This is a genomic window from Halobacteriovorax sp. HFRX-2_2 (assembly GCF_043196705.1).
Lineage (GTDB): Bacteria > Bdellovibrionota > Bacteriovoracia > Bacteriovoracales > Bacteriovoracaceae > Halobacteriovorax_A.
Window position 1 is genome coordinate 844,673 of record NZ_JBEBMT010000002.1, and the last position, 18,014, is coordinate 862,686.

General features: G+C 38.0%; 19 protein-coding genes and 1 tRNA gene. 8 read left to right on the top strand and 12 right to left on the bottom strand.

All coding sequences use genetic code 11. The features are described from left to right. Positions 1–55: 55 nt before the first annotated feature. On the top strand, positions 56–2,281 hold the full coding sequence (locus tag ABMA79_RS09310) for an NADP-dependent isocitrate dehydrogenase (protein WP_393092093.1): 2,226 nt from the start codon (positions 56–58) through the stop codon (positions 2,279–2,281). Positions 2,282–2,326: 45 nt separating this feature from the next. On the opposite strand, the gene ABMA79_RS09315 is transcribed toward ABMA79_RS09310, so the two are convergent. Both ABMA79_RS09315 and ABMA79_RS09320 read right to left on the bottom strand, forming a co-directional pair. Further along, entirely contained in the window at positions 2,327–3,094 is a 768-nt protein-coding gene (locus tag ABMA79_RS09315) for an STAS/SEC14 domain-containing protein (protein WP_392859876.1), read from the bottom strand. Between the two features lie 84 nt (positions 3,095–3,178). After that, positions 3,179–4,378 (bottom strand): lytic murein transglycosylase, encoded by a 1,200-nt coding sequence (locus ABMA79_RS09320; protein WP_393092095.1) that lies wholly within the window; start codon positions 4,376–4,378, stop codon positions 3,179–3,181. Positions 4,379–4,603: 225 nt separating this feature from the next. Here ABMA79_RS09320 and ABMA79_RS09325 point away from each other — a divergent pair, with 225 nt between their 5' ends. Beyond that, on the top strand, positions 4,604–5,146 hold the full coding sequence (locus ABMA79_RS09325) for a hypothetical protein (RefSeq protein WP_392859880.1): 543 nt from the start codon (positions 4,604–4,606) through the stop codon (positions 5,144–5,146). A gap of 312 nt (positions 5,147–5,458) precedes the next feature. Here ABMA79_RS09325 and ABMA79_RS09330 read toward each other — a convergent pair. From ABMA79_RS09330 to ABMA79_RS09345, 4 genes are all read right to left on the bottom strand, one after another. Beyond that, positions 5,459–5,535, bottom strand: a tRNA-Arg gene (locus ABMA79_RS09330). 40 nt (positions 5,536–5,575) lie between these two features. After that, the gene (locus ABMA79_RS09335; RefSeq protein ID WP_392859881.1) at positions 5,576–5,959 is read right to left on the bottom strand and encodes a DUF2237 family protein; all 384 of its coding nucleotides are present in this window, start codon (positions 5,957–5,959) and stop codon (positions 5,576–5,578) included. Between the two features lie 17 nt (positions 5,960–5,976). Then, positions 5,977–6,330, bottom strand: a complete 354-nt coding sequence (locus ABMA79_RS09340; RefSeq protein ID WP_392859882.1) for a hypothetical protein — start codon at positions 6,328–6,330, stop codon at positions 5,977–5,979. Further along, entirely contained in the window at positions 6,327–6,908 is a 582-nt protein-coding gene (locus tag ABMA79_RS09345; protein ID WP_393092098.1) for an RNA polymerase sigma factor, read from the bottom strand. Before ABMA79_RS09345 ends, ABMA79_RS09340 begins: the two co-directional genes overlap by 4 nt. Positions 6,909–7,051: 143 nt before the next feature. Here ABMA79_RS09345 and ABMA79_RS09350 point away from each other — a divergent pair, with 143 nt between their 5' ends. Continuing rightward, entirely contained in the window at positions 7,052–7,579 is a 528-nt protein-coding gene (locus ABMA79_RS09350) for a hypothetical protein (RefSeq protein ID WP_393092101.1), read from the top strand. Between the two features lie 36 nt (positions 7,580–7,615). Here the strand turns inward: ABMA79_RS09350 and ABMA79_RS09355 are convergent, their stop codons facing one another. From ABMA79_RS09355 to ABMA79_RS09370, 4 genes are all read right to left on the bottom strand, one after another. Beyond that, entirely contained in the window at positions 7,616–8,353 is a 738-nt protein-coding gene (locus ABMA79_RS09355; protein WP_393092104.1) for a hypothetical protein, read from the bottom strand. Continuing rightward, positions 8,343–9,326 carry a lipoyl synthase gene (gene lipA / locus ABMA79_RS09360; RefSeq protein WP_393092107.1) on the bottom strand — a complete coding sequence of 328 codons (984 nt, stop codon included), beginning with the start codon at positions 9,324–9,326 and terminating at the stop codon, positions 8,343–8,345. The genes ABMA79_RS09355 and lipA overlap by 11 nt, the downstream gene beginning before the upstream one ends. Positions 9,327–9,409: 83 nt before the next feature. Then, on the bottom strand, positions 9,410–11,713 hold the full coding sequence (locus tag ABMA79_RS09365; RefSeq protein ID WP_393092110.1) for an RND family transporter: 2,304 nt from the start codon (positions 11,711–11,713) through the stop codon (positions 9,410–9,412). A 186-nt stretch (positions 11,714–11,899) separates the two neighbouring features. Beyond that, the gene (locus ABMA79_RS09370) at positions 11,900–12,457 is read right to left on the bottom strand and encodes a pentapeptide repeat-containing protein (RefSeq protein ID WP_392859892.1); all 558 of its coding nucleotides are present in this window, start codon (positions 12,455–12,457) and stop codon (positions 11,900–11,902) included. A 100-nt stretch (positions 12,458–12,557) separates the two neighbouring features. On the opposite strand from ABMA79_RS09370, the gene ABMA79_RS09375 reads away from it, so the two are divergent. From ABMA79_RS09375 to ABMA79_RS09390, 4 genes are read left to right on the top strand one after another with little or no spacing between them, the layout of a single operon-like run. Next, on the top strand, positions 12,558–13,451 hold the full coding sequence (locus tag ABMA79_RS09375; RefSeq protein WP_392859894.1) for a LysR family transcriptional regulator: 894 nt from the start codon (positions 12,558–12,560) through the stop codon (positions 13,449–13,451). Between the two features lie 42 nt (positions 13,452–13,493). Continuing rightward, complete coding sequence (locus ABMA79_RS09380; protein WP_393092113.1) at positions 13,494–15,398, top strand: hypothetical protein; 1,905 nt, start codon at positions 13,494–13,496, stop codon at positions 15,396–15,398. Between the two features lie 3 nt (positions 15,399–15,401). Next, a complete protein-coding gene (pdxH, locus tag ABMA79_RS09385; protein WP_392859897.1) occupies positions 15,402–16,004 on the top strand; it encodes a pyridoxamine 5'-phosphate oxidase in 603 nt (200 codons plus the stop codon). Next, entirely contained in the window at positions 15,977–16,522 is a 546-nt protein-coding gene (locus ABMA79_RS09390; protein WP_392859898.1) for a hypothetical protein, read from the top strand. Before pdxH ends, ABMA79_RS09390 begins: the two co-directional genes overlap by 28 nt. On the opposite strand, the gene ABMA79_RS09395 is transcribed toward ABMA79_RS09390, so the two are convergent. Next, positions 16,512–16,904, bottom strand: coding sequence for a hypothetical protein (locus tag ABMA79_RS09395; RefSeq protein WP_392859899.1), 393 nt, complete (start codon positions 16,902–16,904; stop codon positions 16,512–16,514). The two genes, ABMA79_RS09390 and ABMA79_RS09395, sit on opposite strands and share 11 nt — an antisense overlap. A 103-nt stretch (positions 16,905–17,007) precedes the next feature. On the opposite strand from ABMA79_RS09395, the gene ABMA79_RS09400 reads away from it, so the two are divergent. After that, the gene (locus ABMA79_RS09400) at positions 17,008–17,265 is read left to right on the top strand and encodes a hypothetical protein (RefSeq protein ID WP_392859900.1); all 258 of its coding nucleotides are present in this window, start codon (positions 17,008–17,010) and stop codon (positions 17,263–17,265) included. 16 nt (positions 17,266–17,281) lie between these two features. Here ABMA79_RS09400 and ABMA79_RS09405 read toward each other — a convergent pair whose 3' ends face one another. Further along, positions 17,282–17,857: a superoxide dismutase gene (locus tag ABMA79_RS09405; protein ID WP_021268518.1), complete on the bottom strand. Its 576-nt coding sequence runs from the start codon at positions 17,855–17,857 to the stop codon at positions 17,282–17,284. Positions 17,858–18,014 lie beyond the last annotated feature (157 nt).

Genomic DNA, 18,014 nt, shown 5'->3' on the forward strand with positions numbered 1-18,014 from the left:
ATTATAGAATAGGGCGTTTTATAAATTTCTTTAAACACATAACACGGGATGTAAAATGTCAGACAACTCAAAGATCATTTACACTATTACTGATGAAGCGCCAGCGCTAGCGACTCAGTCACTTCTTCCAATCGTTAAAGCTTTTACAAAGCATGCAGGGATCGATGTTACAACTCGTGATATCTCTCTTGCAGGAAGAATCCTTGCTCACTTTCCTGAATTTCTTTCGGATGAGCAAAAACAATCAGACGACCTAGCTTTCTTAGGTGAGCTAGCAAAAAAAGCTGAAGCTAATATCATTAAGCTTCCAAATATTTCAGCTTCAATTCCTCAGCTTTCAGCTGCGATCAAAGAACTTCAAGACCACGGTTTTAAGGTTCCTAATTACCCAGATGCACCATCAACTGATGAAGAAAAAGACATCGCTACTCGTTACGCGAAAGTTCTTGGTTCAGCTGTAAACCCTGTTCTTCGTGAAGGGAACTCGGATCGTCGTGTTGCAGGGCCGGTAAAAGAATATGCAAAAGCAAACCCACATAGAATGGGAGCATGGAGTAGTGATTCTAAGTCACACGTTGCTCACATGGATGCAAATGATTTCTATGGTTCTGAAAAGTCAGCAATCATGGCAAATGCAACTGATGTAAAAATCACTCTTAAGCAAAATGATGGGACAGAAGTTGTTCTAAAAGAAAAAGTATCTCTTCTTAAAGATGAAATCATTGATGCTGGTGTTATGAGTGCAAATGCTCTTAGAGAGTTCTTCGCTAAGAATATTGCCGACGCAAAAGAAAAAGACATCCTTTTCTCTGTTCACCTAAAAGCAACAATGATGAAAGTAAGTGATCCAATTATGTTTGGTCACTGTGTAGAAGTTTACTTCAAAGATGTATTTGAAAAATATGCAGCTGAGTTCAAAGAACTTGGTGTTAACTCTGCTAACGGTCTTGGTTCTGTTTATGCAAAACTTGCAGGTCTACCTGCTGAAAAGAAAGCAGAGATCGAAGGTGCTCTAGATCTAGCAATCGAAAATGGGCCACGCCTAGCAATGGTTGATTCAGATAAAGGGATCACAAACCTACACGTTCCATCTGACGTTATTATCGATGCTTCAATGCCTGCGGCAATTAGAACTTCGGGACAGATGTGGAATAAAGATGGAAAGCAAGAAGATACTAAATTCTGTATTCCAGACAGAAGCTACGCTCAAATGTATCAAGAAGTAATTTCTTTCTGTAAAGAAAACGGAGCATTTGATCCAAAGACTATGGGAACAGTTCCAAATGTTGGTCTTATGGCAAAGAAAGCTGAAGAGTATGGATCACACGATAAAACATTTAAGATTCCTGCTGCAGGTGAAGTTGTTGTGACTGATTCAGAAGGTAATACTGTATTTACTCACGCAGTTGAAGCAGGTGATATCTGGAGAATGTGTCAAACAAAAGACGTTGCAGTACGTGACTGGGTTAAGCTTGGTGTAACTCGTGCTCGTCTTACAAATACTCCGGCAGTATTCTGGCTAGATGAGAATCGTGGTCACGATGCAAACCTAATTACAAAAGTAAATGAATACCTAAAAGATCACGATACAGCAGGACTTGAGATTAAAATCCTTGATCCTGTAAAAGCTATCCGTTACTCAATGGAGAGAATCATTAAAGGTGAGGACACAATTTCTGTAACAGGTAACGTTCTACGTGACTACCTAACAGATCTATTCCCAATTTTAGAGCTTGGAACTTCTGCAAAGATGCTTTCAATTGTTCCACTTCTTGCTGGTGGTGGATTATTTGAAACAGGTGCTGGTGGATCAGCTCCTAAGCACGTTGGGCAATTTACAGCTGAAAACCACTTAAGATGGGATTCACTTGGAGAGTTCTTAGCTCTTGGTGTTTCACTTGAAGATCTTGCAATTAAAACTGGAAATGCAAAGGCCAAAGTTCTTGCAGCGACTCTTGATCAAGCAAATACTGCTTTCCTTAAGAATGATAAGTCACCATCAAGAAAAGTAGGTGAGCTTGATAACAGAGGTTCTCACTACTTCCTAGCTCAGTACTGGGCAAAAGCTCTTGCTGATCAAAATGATGATGCTGAATTAAAAGAAATCTTCACTCCAGTAGCTTCAAACCTAGTAGAAAATGAAGCGAAGATTGTTGAAGAATTAAATAGTGCACAAGGTGGCGCTGTTGATATGGGTGGATACTATCATCCAAATCTTGAATTAGTTGCAAAGGCAATGAGACCTTCAGCTACTTTCAACTCTGTTATTGATTCACTTTAATAAATACAATAGCAAAAAAAGGCCCTCTAAAAAGAGGGCCTTCTTTCATACGGCACGCATCTCATCTTTCGATTCAATATTTCTCAGCCAGTTCCGTGCTTCGTTAATCGCGCCGTACTCAAAGACTGCAACATCAACACTATCTAAATGATCACTGACAACTGAAGCAGAGCTTCGAATTAGTTGATTACTTGTACAAATGCCGACTTTTTCAATGTGTTCGCGGTTGTCCTTAAGGAATTCAAAATGCCTAAGCAGTGATCTAAGATCATCCCACCCTGGAAATTGTTCTGAGTTTAGAATAATTCCAGAAATGACTTTCGTTTCTTTGTAAACTTGATTGAGTAAATTTTGAATTTTCTCAAAGTCATTAACTCGTAGGGGATGAAAGGAAGTTAGGGTGAGGATATTGTCATTCTTATCAAAATGAAACTCGATATCTGATTCAACTTCTCGCATAAGCCAGTCTTTGGCCTCATCTAGTTCGTCAATATTATAAGACTTAAAATCAATTGGAATGATTGGAGCAAATAATTTTACTGCTCCCGTGATAAGTGCACTGTCTGTCACAACGGCACATCTTTTCATGACATTAAAATATTTTAGGCCCATGGCCGTATCTTCAAAGACTGCACCAGGAGTGTAGCCTTCATAAGTTTCATTTAAGTAAAATAAAATTCCTACTTTCTCTTCTTTCTTTAGCGCCTCATCTAGAATTGGTTCAAGAACATTAATATAATCATCTTTAGTAATACGCCCTGAACCCTCAATACCGACGATTCCCTTTTGTAACCCTTTCATCACTTTCAACATATATTCTCCTTTCCGGTGAAGTGTTAACTAAGATAGTGACTACTTCATCGGAGAGGAGAGTGATATTTAAACTTAAGATTTTATTTATTTTAAAAGAATTTGATCGGCCAGATCTTTAGTTAAGTAACCATCTGGAGTGATTCCTTGAGATACTTGGAATCGTTGAATTGCTGCAGTTGTTTGCTTTCCTGGAATCCCATCAACTGGGCCAGCTTCAAAGCCTAACTCATTTAGTTTTGCTTGAATCTTCTTTGCCATTTCAAATGACATGAAAGACTTTTCATTCAAGTTAAACTTTTCAAAGTAATCACCACGCTTGGCAATTAAGTCAGAAAGAACACCTATTCCAAGTGCATATTTCTCAGAATTATTCCATTTAAAGATCGTAAAGAAATTTGGATAAACAATAAAGGCAGGCCCATTGGCTCCCTGTGGAAGATAAATTGCAGTCTTTCCACTTGTGTATGGAAGTTGAGTACCACCTTTTAAAGTGATTCCGCGATCAACCCAGTACTGTAGGTTTTCTTTATATTTTAGGCCACTATGGAAATAGTCAAAGTCACTTGGAAGTTCAATTTCATGTCCCCAGCTCTCATCTCCATTCCAACCAACTGATGATAAGAAGTTGGCCGAAGAGCCTAGGAAGTCACGACGGTTTTCCCACATATTAATATGACCATCTTTATCGTAGTCGATTGCATAGGCCAGCATTGTTGAAGGCATAAATTGAGTTGAACCCATCGCTCCGGCCCACGAACCTTGCATACGCTCACTTGGATATGAGTAAATACCTTTTTGTAACATCGTAAGTGCATTGATGAGTTCTCTCTTAAAGAAGGCCGATCGACGCCCATCATATGAGAGAGTTACAAGAGAGCGAATAATATCAAGCTTTCCTGTAATCGATGAAAAATTTGTTTCAAGGGCCCAAAATGATAAAAGGAAGCGGTCTTGAAATTTATAGTCATCCCAAATATCAAGGAAGATATTTTCCAGTTCGGCCTGATACCTTTGGCCTTTTTCAATTCTTGCCTCACTAATCACAATGTCTAAGTACCTTCCGACACTCATGACAAACTCAGGTTGTCTGCGGTCATACTTAATAACATCTTCATTGAATGTGACACCTTCAAAGGCATCATCAAGTAGGGCATACGAGAATCCATGCTCTTGATTAAGCTCAATTTTTAGCTCATTTAGCCAGTCATTGAATTCTGTTGTTGGAGTAGTTGATGAGGCAAAAATATTAATTGCCATAAGCGTTATTGTGATTAGTTTCTTCATTGGATGAAGGTACACGTTAGGGTTCTGTATTTGAAGACGCGAGGGGTCTATTGTCAGAATATTTTATGATTTAGCGACTTAAGTAGCTGAATTCTTATTATAGTTAAGTGTCTAAACTTTGGGCCTCATGGAAACATTTTCAATTTAGCAAAGAGTGAATTTATTAAGTGATAACTTGTCTTTATTCAAACAACAAAAAACACGACCCCTTTTAGGAGACTAAAGATGAAAAAACTTATGTTGGCCACTGCACTTATTTGCTCATTTTCTTCATTTGCAAACGAGCTTGATCTCAACCTAGAGGCACAAGCTATTCAAGATGTTGAAGAGAGATATGACGAGTCAGGACTTTATTACAACGTAAGATTAAGTGTTCCAATTCTTCCAAGTGATATCACTGGGGCCGTGGGCTACCAAAGTGAAGATGAACTTTTTGAAGTTGAAGCATATGCAGGGGTTCGCGCCATTCGATACTTAAATGCTCAGGATAAGTCTTTGCATATTCCATATGGTGCAAGAGTTCGTGTTGCTCTTGATAAATCGCGAAGCCTTTACTTGGAATATCAAAGAGAGGAAGTCGCTGACTTAGGAAATGACGATGGCCTTTTAGAAAAAGAAAATATGTTCTCACTAATAAAGTATAACTCAGACAAGACAATGTTCTTTGGTTGTGGTGTTGCTAAGAGTGTTCACCACGCTTGGAGTAATGAGAGTCATAGTCCAGAAGATTCAACTTATGTTGAGTGCAATTTTGGGAAAAGATTTTAATTAGGTACGCGTACCGGGACCCGTAACCGAAAGCCGCAAACTCGCTACGCTCGTTTTAGCTTCCTTGAGTCACATTCATCTGTGCTTCAAAACTGCCCTTTGGGGCACTTTTGCCGCACGATGTGGCGCGGCCGGGAGGACTCGGCTTCTCTGCGTCGGCATCCATGCCTCCTTGTTCGGCCCGGCTCGGTCGCTTCCGCTCGCATCCAGCTCGCTCTTCGCTATCGCGCGCTCCCTCGCTTCTCGTCCTCCTCATTCAATTAGATGATCTGCTTAATTTATAAATTTTGTGATTTAAAAAAAGGACTATAGTGGCGCGGCCGGGAGGACTCGAACCCCCGACATTCAGATCCGAAGTCTGACGTTCTATCCAACTGAACTACGACCGCATTCGATATATTGTATTCGTTATCTGTGGGCCAGTAAAGCCTAAGCTTTGTTATAGGCCATCTCTGTTAGAAATTGCATAGGAACGACGGCCAGTGTTTCTTCGTGGCACGCTTCTAAGATAATTGGACAGGCCTTTCCGGCCTTGTACGCCGTAAGCCATCGCCCTGCACAGAGGCACCAGCGATCACCTGGTTTTAAACCGGCAAATTGGAATTGTGGCATTGGAGTTGATAGGTCATTGCCATCCGCTCTAGAGAACTCAAGAAACTCTTCAGTAACGATACAGCAAACCGTATGCATTCCTCTGTCGTTGATATCTGTGCGGCAAAAACCATCGCGCCAAAAACCTGTCATTGGTGTACACCCACACATCTGTAGGGGAGTTCCTAATACATTTAAATGGCCGTTGCTTTCACTTGTCACAAACTTTCCTTCGTTCTTTAATAATCACTGTATTCTGTATCAATGTCATTATATGAGAGGGTGTTAACTTCATCAAGACTTTCTAGGACATGGTCATCATTTGAAAAGTTACTTTCGATATAGGCCAAGTAGTCCTTCACATTGCTTGTTGTGTTCGAAGGTTGACTGACATTAAGGAAAAGAACGAGAGCAAGACAGAAAGTTGCACTAGCAAGCGCAATACTCAGCCATTGCTTTTTCTTCTTCTGTTTAAGTTTTAGATGATCTTCAAACTTTGTTTTAAAAGCGGCCTTCATCTCTTTTGGTGGATTGAGAGTCGCTTTTGATTTTAATTTTGTTTTAATATTCATCTCATTAATTGAATCTTTCATAAAGACTCCATTCTGTTTTCAAGTGTTTCTTTTAATTTCAATTTAGCGCGATTAATTAAGTTCTTTATTGCTTGTCTCGACTTACCTAGGATTTCTGCGATTTCATCCCCTGAATAATCATCCATCCAAAGGGTGATGGCCTGTCTCTGCATTGAAGGAAGTTTTGAAATGGCCTCAATAATGACCTCTGAGTTAGCTTCTTCTATGAGTTTTTCCAGGGCAGATAATTGATCATCTTCGATATTTACAATCACACTTTCATCTGGAATGTTTTGTTCTTTCATCTTTTTGAGGTAGTCATAACTTTTATTTCGCGCAATTGTCCAAAGCCAAGTCGATACTTGATATTCCTTTCGATACATTTTCCTTTTGTCATATAAAGTTAAAAAAGCATCGTGAACAATCTCTTGTGCCTTTTGTTCGTCTAAGAGAATGTAATAAACGAATTGGTAGAGCTTTGAACTTAGTCTTTGATAAAGGGCCTCGAACGCCTGGTGATCATCATTCTTTGCAACAACTTCCATCAGGTCTGATGAGCCTAGTTTTGATTGCGAATTTGACCAGATAAAGTTCTTCATTATACGCATACCTATTATACGAATATTGCTATCAAAGGTTTCGCCCCCTTAATAAAGTGCTATAATATTCACTAGTTACTGGCCTGTGAAACCTTTTTTTATAAGAATAGTATAACAGTTAACTGGATAAATAGGAGAAAATGATGAAAACTCTTTCAATTATGATTTTAACTTTTTTATTAGCTTTTTCTTCACTTGCTGATCGTGGTGGAAGGGGAGAGAGGAAGCATAAAAAAGACCGTGGTGCTCGTTATGAAAAGATGACTGAAATGGATGGAGATTTTTCTAAGCTCTCTAAAGGAGATCTTAAGAAGCTAGAAAATGAGTTTGCAAAATTTCAAGACGATCAACATAAGAAGAAGGTTGCATTTGAAAAGAAAATGTTTTCACAAAGAGAGAAGTTTTTAAAAGATAATGAAGCTCAGATGCTTAAGCATTTAGATGAAATTTATGCTCTTAAGAAGAAGTTACAATTTGGTAAAAAAGAAGAGAATAAACAAATTAGAAAACAGATTAGAGAAAAGAGTAAAGAGTTTAGAAAAAATATGAAAAAGCTTCGCCATCAAGATCAGCGTGGGGAAATAAAAGGCATGAAGAAAGAGTTTCATGAAGAAATGAAGGCCGAGAGAAAGAAGTTTAAAGAAAAGATTAAGTCGTACCGTAATCAGTAAGACAGATATAAAAAGGGCCTTAGTTGAGGCCCTTTTTTAATTCTTATAAATTTCTTGAACCAATTGATTAATAAATCTCATGCGATATTCTTCATGATTTGTATTAAGGTCATCTGAAGATATATTCACAAGAGTATTGTAGATATCTCCAGGTAGGCCACATGGAAAAGTCATCAGTAGTGCCTTATTCATTCTCTCTGATGGATAAACATTTAGCGCCATCCCATGCATTGATACGAATTTCTTAAGCTGAACTCCCATCGATGCAACTTTCTTTTCTCCATGCCATAATCCTAATAATGGACGGTCGAAATCGAGGTCACTAATTGTACTATCACTTAGGCCAATAGCATTAACTGTACTTTTAAAAAGATTATTGATTAGCTCAATCGTTCTTAGTTTTTGTTGTGCAATATTTACGATTGGATAAACAATGACCTGTCCTGGGTGGTGGAAAGTTAGACCGCCACCGCGCTTGATTTCCACAACTGGAACATCAATCTTGCCCACAAGGGCCTGGTCAAAATCTACTAATCCATGTTCTTCAATTTGGTTTCTTTGTAGACCTCTTCCCATTGTGAAGACTTCTGGGTGAGAAGTGATGATATAAACCATCTGTTCTGGATTAGCATAGATATATTCATTGGCCTTCTCTTGAAAAGCTAGTGCTTCAAGGTAGTCCCAATTATCTTTATGAAATATATGAGTTTGGTTCTTGGACTCAAGAGTGTAGTTCTTGATACCAAGTTCATTAATTAAATCGTTAAACGTCATGGCCTTTTGCCCTTAGGTGATCAAGATAATCTGCTGCCTTGTAACTACTTCTTACCATTGGCCCAGAAGCGACGAACTCAAAGCCCATTTCATAAGCAATTTCTTTGTAACGATCAAATTCTTGAGGCCTATAGTAGCGATCAACTTTTAAGTGTCTCATTGTCGGGCGCATATATTGACCAAAAGTTACGATGTCACAACCAACTTCTCTAAGGTCTTTAAGTGTCTCTAGAATTTCTTCATGAGTTTCACCAAGCCCTAGCATGAGTGAAGTCTTAGTCGAAATATGAGGATAATTTTCTTTGTAGAATTTTAAGCAGTTTAAAGTCTTTTCATAGCCTGCACGACGATCACGTACATCGTGAGTGAGCCTTCTTACTGTTTCAACATTTTGAGCAATAACAAATGGGTTACTCTTTGCAAGAGTGTGCATATGTTCTTGGGCAGCATTGAAGTCTGGAATAAGAACTTCAACAAGTGTGTCAGGATAGTCCTTATTTATTCTTTTTACGACGTTGGCAAAGTGGCCAGCGCCAAAGTCCGGGAGGTCGTCACGGTCAACACTTGTTACAACAAGATACTTAAGAGACATTGTCTCAACCATCTTGGCAGCATTCTCGATCTCATTGAAATCGACAATTCCCTTTGGGTTTCCAGTATCAACGTGACAGAATTTACAAGCACGGGTGCAAGTACCACCTAGAATCATCATTGTTGCTGTCTTTGCAGACCAACACTCTGACATATTTGGACAACTTGCTTCTTCGCAAACTGTAAAAAGTTGCTTTTCTCTTAATTCTTTTCTGACTTCTTTGAAGTTATCACCAGTTGGGATTTTATTTCTCAACCACTCCGGCTTTCTTTCTAGGTTGCGTGCCTCTTGTTTCTTTCCAACATTAAGGCGTGCTTTCTTTTCTTGAATTTTCTTACGAGATTCTTCGTAATCCATTTGATTTACTTGGTTATCAGTCATTTATTTAATCCTCAAAATATGTCCATGCTTATAGCAATTTTAAGCTCGTAAGTTAAGACATATGATGAGGACCTACGTATTTTCTATACTTTAGCAGTATCAGTCTCAACTTTTGAGCTCTTTAAACTCAGTAATGCAGCAGGTAAGATCACTAAGTCGGCCAAAAGGGCAAGAGTTAGGATCACTGAACAGTAAACTCCAAATTTCTGGTTTGGCACAAAGTCACCGAGGTAAAAGAGTCCAAAGGCAATTGTTAGCATTGTCGTTGTTAATGCTAGGGCCTTCCCTGTTTGGTGCATTGTTGATGCAAGCGCATCGTGGCCATTCATGCCTTGAAGTATTTTTAACTTATAATTTGAAATAAAGTGAATCGTATCATCAACTGCAATACCTAAGCAGACAGCAAAGACGATAACGTTACCAATATTTAACTCATCACCTGCAAAGTACATAATTCCCGCGGCCACTGACAGTGGGAAAACATTTGGGATTAGAGAAAGCATTGCTAACTTAAAGTCTTTGAAAACAAATAAGATAATGAGGAAGATAATAGGCAGTGAAATACTCATCGAAGTTAGAAGAGTATTTACAACTAGATCATTAACTCGGTTATAGATCGGTGATTGCCCGGCCTCATAGATCTTAATCCCAATTTCATCGGCCTTCTTTAAAATTTTATCTGTTTTAGCAATGGCCGCTGTTGAGTCATTTACATCCCACATAACGAGGACTCGGAAGCGACGATTATCAAGTGATAGCTGATTTTTTAGATCAAGCCCTTGCGGTAGCCCAAGAGTGTAGAGGAAGAGTTGGTCTGCCACTGCACGGCGTGTCTCAGGGATTGCATAGAATTCCTCATTATCACTATGAAGGGTTTTATTCATCTGCTTCACAATGTCTAAGATTGAACTTACGCGAATAATCTTTTCATCTTTAAGCATCCACTGAACTAGCTCTTCCGACTTCTTTAAGAATGCTGGGTCTTTTACACCTTCAGGCTTTTCTGAGTCAAAAACAAGTTCGATCATTCTCGATCCACCAAACTCCTTTCTAACCATATTGAAGGCCTGCTTAACTGGAGTATGCTCATCAAAGTACTCAATTGGATCAGCATTAATATAATTTTGCATCCCAAAGTAAATTGAAGCAATTGTGATTATTGGAGTGAGAATATTAATAATTACCTTATGCTTTTCCGCAAACATAAAGATTCCGTCGAATGCATGGAATTTATCGTCACGGTCGCCAACTTTAAAATGAACCTTTGTAAGAAGTGCTCCTAGGAAGAAGTAAGTGTAGAACCATGCTATACAAGTTCCGATTCCCGAAAGAATCCCTAGGTTATAAATTGGTTTAATATCAGTAGAAGTAAGAGAGAAGAATCCAATCGCAGTTGTTAGTGTTGTCAGTAGCGTTGGAATAAAGTTCTTCTTTAGAGCTGCAATAGCTGCATCGTGCTCATTCATGCGATCAAAAATATAGAAGTGTCTATAGGTGATTAAGATGTGAATCGAGTCAGCAAGACCAATGGCAATTAAGATCGCTGGGAGTGCGGCAATGATACTTGAAAGTTCAATTCCTAAATGCCCTTCGATTCCAAATGTCGTAATAATGGCCAGACCTACGAGGGAGAATGGTAGAACAATCCCTAAAATATTTCTAAAGAATAAGAAGAGGATAAGAGAGAGAACCCCAACAACGATTGGGAAGACAACCATCATGTCTCGATCTGATGCTCTTTGTAGTGATTCGTTGATAAAAGAAATCCCACCAAGATAGAACTTCACTCCTTCAGTTTTATTGTACTTTTCAAGTAGTGCTTCAGTATCAACTACAACCTGGTCATAAGGAGGTGTTCCCTCAAAGGTATCAAGAAAGGCCCTAATATATGTAAAGCGCCCTGATTTAGAAATGATTGAGTTTACAAGTTGTCGATCGTTTGTTGCGTGCTCTTTTTTAAATTTTAAATTCTCTGGTGTTAACTCAACTTCTTCATCTAAGAAAGGTGTAATGAAGATATCATCATCTTCTGATTCAATTGAGTTGTGATTCGTTAAACTTTCAACGCGAACAATATGTTTGATTTGCCACAAATCTTGAGTGATATCTTGAATTGTTTTAATGGTGTTTTCATCAAAGAGGCCATCTTCTTTATAGACCATGATGTCGATGGTATCTGAACTACCAAAAATTCCCTCGTGCTCCTTAAGGTCTAGTAAGCGTTGATCATGATCCATTAGCCAACCCTTAACAGAGTAGTTTGCATGGATTTTCGGTAGACCTGAGCTTATAGCGATAAAGAAGATAAATGAAATTAGAAGACAAGTTTTAGTGTGGTCGACGATATACTTCGCGACTCTTTCTGCAAGTGAGTGAACACGTTTCATATAATTCATTTCCTTTGAAGTTTTCACTAACACTATATTAAGTTTTGCAAAGAAAGGCTAAGAATTTTGGGGAGAGTTGATAAGAAATACTTGGTTGATGTAGACGCTCTAGCAAAATAGTGTCGATACTCTCAACGTGTTCGAGAGTGAACATTGTAAGCTAGAGCGTTTGTCTAAAGTTAGGCCTTATTGGATTCCAACGAAATCCATTCCTAACTTAGAAATGGCATTCTCTTTTAAGAATGGCATTTTTGTATTGATATTAAATTTAGCACCTTTAAGGTTACAGTTGATAAAGATTGTTCCCGTTAAATCAACATTAGAGAAGTCACATCCGTTAAGGTTACAACTTTTAAAAGTAACACCTCTTAGGTTTGCCCATCTTAAACTTGTCGCCGCAAGATCACACTCATCAAATGTGCTATCTTCTAAGTTTGTACACTCTAAGCTCACGTCTTTCAGGTTGATTCTCTTAAAACGATTCTTTGCAAGGTTTGACCAAGTGAAGTCAACACCCTCGTAATTTGAGTTGTTGTGCTTTGCATATTTGATATTACATTTTCTAAGGTCACTCTCATTTAAGTCTGAGTGGCGAATATTGATTTTATCTAGCATTGAGTTATCAAAAGAACTTTTCTCAAGCTTAGAGGCACTGATTAATCGTAAGTTATCAACATTCCTAAGATTGATACGATTCTCATTTTGTTTTTTGATTGCTGTAAACATCGTGTTTTGCGTCGTCATTTTCATCCTCTTTGTAAAACTAGTAAGATAGTAGCGATTTTATTTAGCTATATTAAGTCAATTGTTTGTAAATTCGGAATTTCCGAACTATTGTGTTCTCATGAATTGGAATCATCTCTATTGTTTTTATGAAGCTGCAAAGCATAAATCTGTTAAGAAGGCCGCTGAAAAAATGGGCCTTGCTTCATCAACTGTAAGTGAGCAGATCAAAAAGCTTGAACAAAATTACGGTGTGCAACTTTTCGAAAGAAAGGTTAGGGAGATCGTTTTAACAAAAAAAGGTGAGGAGGTTTATTCTCATGCTAAGGGTGTTTTCTCAAATGGGATGCGCCTTGTTGATAATTTAACACCTCATGATGATGGTGGTTATGATGTGACTTTTTCAATTGAGTCACATCTCGAGTCTCCAAATATTGCAGCGGTATTAGCGGATTATTACTCTGCCTATAGTGATTTTGGCCATACCATCACAAAGCGCTCAAAAAACTTCTCTCAAACAATGTACTATCTTGAAAATGATACAGTCGATGTGGCCATTAGCGATAAGAAGCTCTCTAACGAATTATATGAGAACTACCTTGTTGCCCAAAACCAGCTTCGCTTCTACGTAAACACAGCTGTTGCTGCTAAATATCGCGATTTACCATTTGAGAAACTAGTAAAGAAGCTACCTATTGGCTTTCTTTCATCTGATGAGAAAATGATTGTTAATGCGAAGCAAGTTCTCAAAGAACAGAAGGTTTACCTAAAGGAAGCATTCTTCAGTGAGCACCTTTATTACTTGTCGACGTTGGCACAGAGAGGGGAGATCGTTCTTGCTGCAATTGGTAATGATTCAATCTTTCAGGAGTTATATTGCCTTGGGCCTCAACATGATATTAGCGTTCCAACATACGCAATTCTTAAAAAGCAAAATGAGAACCTACTCTTTGCTAGGAAATTAAAAGATTTATTGATGGTTGATATCGACGCTAATCAGCTAAATCTGCATTAAATTCTATTTGCCGACCTGTTTAAAACTAGTTAGCATTTATCGATGAAAAATTATTCCCTTATTAAATCCATTGCAATGACAATACTTGTCTCTATGTCTCTTCATATGCCTCTTGAGACTAGAGCAGAAGATATTGGTTTTCTTAAAGATGGAAAGATTAAAGATATTATCGTTAGAGAGATTGCTAACCTTAACTTGTCGACAACAGTAAAATTACTAGACTGGGACAAGATCAAAGGTGTTGGTGTCGGATTAAAATACGGCTATGAGATGACTCCTTCATATTTGAAGGGGAAGTTTGCTCGTGTTGATGAGTGGAGTTTCAATCGTCACGTAAACCCTGGCTCGTATATTGATGCCGTGACGCCAATTAATTTAACATTCTCTAAAAATGACCGCGTAACTTTTATTCGCCACTTCGATGATCAAAAGAAGGCTATTCTTGCGATTCCATATTCAATAAATAAGCTTCCTTATAATGCTGAAAGTACACTCAAGAGATTGGCCATTGGGGACTTCGTTAGTATTCCTGCTCAGATGACACTAAATTTTGGAGTTAGTGCAGCGTACGGTTACGGGGATATTATTGATGCCGGTGCTTTTGCCAATGTTATTACAAGTGGAAATTACAATATTAATATTTACCGTATGGACGAAAGTAAGGTTCGTCTAAAGATTGTGACAAGAACATCGACGGAGGCCAAAACTGGCGCCAAGGTAAAGAGTGATTTCTTTGTTGCTCTTGTCGAAAAAGTAAATGCACCAGACTTTGTCTCTAAAAACTTCCAACTAAAGTTATTAGAATATAACCTAGGGCGCGGAATCGGTGAGCAGTATGTTCTGGATTATATCTTTGATCTAAGCCTTCCTCACGCAAGAGAGGCCTTTGATCGAATCATTAAGCCTAAGTACAAATTAGATACTGATAAGATGATCGGCCAATATACTGGTCGTAAGTATATTGAAGAGAAACTTATTTCTGACTTTAGTCTAGCAAATGAAATCGCTACATTTGGAACTGGTGTAAAACTGCTCTTTCAAGGTTTCAATGAATATAAATTCAAGCGCAGAGGTTTTAAGTTAGGAGTCTTCATCAGTGACGTTGATTATGATTGGACATATTACAAGAACCATATCTCGATCTTAAACGGCCCTGATGTTGGAGAGTACTTCTTTCCAAATAAGGTTTATAAGTACAGTGAAGAGTTCAATATCCTAATTCACAAAAGAAGAGATAAGATTGAAGAGTCGTACTTTTCTTTCATTCCAAAAGATAGAGTAACTGAAACTTCTGTTGATTTTGGAACAAATTATATTAGAAAGGATCGATACTTTACACGTGGTGAGTGGAAATCGACAAAGAAGAAGATTAAGGCATTGGTTCCCCAATTCATCTTCTCAAAGATCGACTTTCAAGAGCTTGATACTGTAAAGACGAATATCACGACTGAGGTTAAGTACCGTCTTGTCTTAAGAAAAGAGATCTTTGAATATATTAAGGATGTTCCTCTAGATCGTATTATTGATGAAGTGAATAAGATTAAAAAGGATCGTGGTTACCGTGTTGTTTCGCAAAATGGAAAGGGAAGGCACTTTATTAGTAAGATCTTTTTCTGGCAAAGGGCCCATACGCGCCATGTTGCTAAGAGAATTCAGAGAATTCTTAATTCTGAAGTCGATAATATCTATACAAAACTCGAAAAGGTGATCGATAACATCGACAAGAATAACTTTCGTAAGTATTTTTATCGTGTTGTGCAAAGTCTTGTTCCAATTGATGATCTACCAAACTTAATGTTTTTTAAGTTGGATATTTTAGGAAACCGTACTCAGCCTGTTCATTTTAATTATGGTGAGCATGAGTTCCCTAAGATTTATTATGAAATCCTCGATATTAACCGCGACTTTCACGACTCAAAGAGAGACTTTCAAATTATTACGGAGTAGGGTGTGAGTGATTACAAAGAATTTTTAGGTGACTATAAAGAATCTCCTGTTGAGATTTTTGAGACATGGTTTAAAGAAGCAGTGGCCAAGGAAGAAAATGGGCCTGCATTTATTCTTTCTACAGTCGATGAGTCAGGACAACCAAATGCTAGAACACTTCTCTTAAAGGAAGTTGTCGATAATAGGCCACTATTTTTTACGAATTATAATTCAGTAAAGGCCCAGGAAATTACTGCAAATCCTAATGTGGCCATGACCTTCTATTGGCATCGCCTTGGAAGACAGGTCAGAATTAGGGGCTCAATTTCAAAATGCGATGTTGAAGTATCAAAGAATTATTTTCAATCTCGTGCTCATGAGAGTCAGGTTGCTAGCTCTATTTCTAATCAGTCTTCACCAATTGAAGATCGTCAGAAGTTAGTACAAGAGTACAATGAAGGGCTTGAGCGCTATAAAGAAGAAGTCCCGTATCCAGAGAATTGGGGTGGTTACTTAGTCGATATTAAAGAAATAACATTCTTCATTTACGGAGAGTTCCGCTTAAATGATCGCTTTCAATTTGTTAAAAAAGGTAATGAGTGGCAATCTCTAAGACTTTATCCATAATTATATTTTCAATTTTACTCTTTACCTCTAAGGCAAATGCCTCTGAGTTATATGCAGGTGGTGGTGCCTCATTAAGTGGTGTTATCTCAGAAACTGATTATTACAATGGAGCAACGGCGATCTTTCCTTCTGCAAATTTTGGAATGAAGTTTGGTGCCCTTGCTCTTGAAGGCTTCTTTAGAACAGGAACTCTTTCTAATGATCATGAAGGCTTTAAGATTGATCTAGAAACAAATCAATTCGGCGTTATGCTTCGTCTCTCTCCTGAAGAGTGGCTTGATATGAATCTTGGTGGACATTGGACAATGGTTGAGGGGAGCTCTTCTGTTTATAACGGACAAGTGCTCACAGGCCTTGTGAATCGAACATATAGTTCTGTTATTTTTGGTATGGGTTTCAATATTCCATTTTCAAATCAATTAAGAGTTCGCACAGATATGAATTACTACGCAGGAAAAGAGATCTTTTCGATTTTTCAATTTGATATTTCTATCGTTTATAGCTTTCTTACTTTTTAGAATCCTTACTTGCTGGAAGTCTTCCACTTTCTCTCGTGATGTACTTGGCAAGCTCAGGTGTAACGAGACCATTCTTATCGAGTGCTTTTGCTAGTTTGTCGTTACCTGTTTTAAGAGTGTAGATATGTTGCTTGGCCTGCTGGTTTGCAGAGACAAGGCTTTGCATATTATTGAGTGCCGCTTGGTACTCATCTTTTATACCTTTAATTTTTTCTTTCTGATACGCAACTTGTTGTCTTAAGTTAGCAATCTCCACTGCCTGACTAATTTGAGCATTTAGATTCTTTTCATATTGAATTGCATCTTGGTCCTTATATTCACGTCCAGCTTTAATTGTGAAAGCGATTAGAACAAGTAAGTTAGCGACAATAATTCTTTTCATAAATATCTCCATTATTCTATGTACCTATCGACATAATAAAAAAAATCATTAATATTTTTCGAAAACATCCGAAATAATAAGTACTTATACTTTGGGGAAGAGAATGTTTTTGATTGATGTAAATTTATTTGAAGATGAGTTCTACCTTTTACCTGTTGAGCAGAGGAAAGGGGACCAATATAAAATCCAGTGCCATTCAATTGAATCGGCAAAATTATTGCAGGAAACGCTAGGGCAGATCAAGCATCTGCATCCTACTAAAGATAAGTCTCGTTTCAAACTCTTGAGAAGAGAGAAGCAATTTGGTTTTGAAGTGAAAGTTTTAGGTTATATCGAAGAAGAAGAAAAAAAGGCCTCATAAGAGGCCTTTCGTTTTATTAAAGATTTGAGTTAACGAAATCCCAGTTAACTAGCTTCCAGAAAGCTTCGATATATGAAGGACGAGCATTTCTGTAATCAACGTAGTAAGCGTGTTCCCATACGTCAATTGTCATTAGAGCAGTGTGACCATCTGTCATTGGAGTTTGAGCATCGTCAGTGTTAACGATCTCTAGCTCTCCACCTTTAGTCTTAACTAGCCAAGTCCAACCTGAAGCAAAGTTAGTTGCTGCAGAGTTTGAGAATTCTTCTTTGAACTTATCAAATGATCCCCATTTTGCGTTGATAGCGTCAGCTACTGCACCAGTTGCTTCACCACCTGCGTTTGGAGCAAGACAGTTCCAGTAAAAAGTGTGGTTCCATACTTGAGCAGCATTGTTAAATAGGCCACCAGTTGACTTCATGATGATTTCTTCAAGAGTCATATTTTCGAATTCAGTACCTGGAATCGCAGCGTTTAGCTTTGTTACGTATGCATTGTGGTGCTTTCCGTAGTGGTACTCAATTGTTTCAGCTGAGATATGAGGTGCTAGAGCATCCTTTGCCCATGGTAGTTCTGGAAGTTTATGTTCCATTCTTTTCTCCTTAATTCTAGATTCTTATAATGTTTTTTGAACAGCTCCATTCTAATGCGTTTGTTCTTTAAGTGCAAAACGCATTAAGTTATAGAAATTATTTTTGCCCTTTTGAAATTCTCCTCAAATTTTACTCAAGAATTTGGCCCAGATGTCG